The following is a 755-nucleotide window of genomic DNA, read 5'->3' as shown; positions in this document are numbered from 1 at the left end:
GGAAACCAACAAGTTTTTTTCAAGCAATTCTTTTTCTCTTGTGTTTGAATTTCTTAATTCATTGATCACGTTATATAAATTAATCGCAAACTCTCTACTTCTTTTAACAGCACGGTAGAACTTTTTAGTTAAATCATCATCGTAAACTAAATAGTGTCTTTTACAAAATAGTTGATAATCTGTCAATTGTTCTCCTTTCAAACATTCACTTTTATAAATTTTGTTTTCGATAATAAACATTAATTCTCCAGTGGAACTCATCACGAAATTTGCTTCGCCATTTTCCATGTAAAATCTTTTATTTTCTTTCGTTATTGGTACATAGTAATTGTTCATATATTGAACACAACCGGCTGAGTATTTTCTTTTAATCGGTAAATGAATTCTGTGTTCATTTTTCCTTTTGTCTATCTTTTTAAAGACATTGATTTTATCGTTCATATGTTTGTTAAACCTTTGATTATATGCTTGAATTATTTCTTTTGAATGTGTATTTATTTCTTCAATAGATGAGTAGTTTTTGCTGTCAAGATACTCAATAAGTCACAGTTGGATAGTGCCATTAGTTCTCTCAACATTTGGCTTAAACTCACCATAACTTTTTGATTCTAGTCCTATATTTTTAGAATTGAGTCATTTTGCCATCGGTGTATTATTTTCCTGTTTGGCGAAAAAAGTAGTTCTTCTATCAGTTTTTAAGCCTATTGGATAGCCATATCGGGCAAAAAGTTGTTCTAATAGTTTCATATAACCCA

1 protein-coding gene is annotated in these 755 nt (G+C 29.4%); it reads right to left on the bottom strand.

Features of this window, described 5'->3' with window-relative positions; translation table 4 throughout:
• Window positions 1-755 (bottom strand): hypothetical protein (locus N1F73_RS03765; protein ID WP_260360166.1); only part of this gene is annotated, 755 nt, incomplete at both ends.

This window comes from Mycoplasma sp. HS2188, assembly GCF_025209835.1.
GTDB lineage: Bacteria > Bacillota_I > Bacilli_A > Mycoplasmatales > Metamycoplasmataceae > Mycoplasmopsis.
Note: the sequence above shows the minus strand (reverse complement) of the source record. Positions and strands in the feature narration are given on the sequence as shown.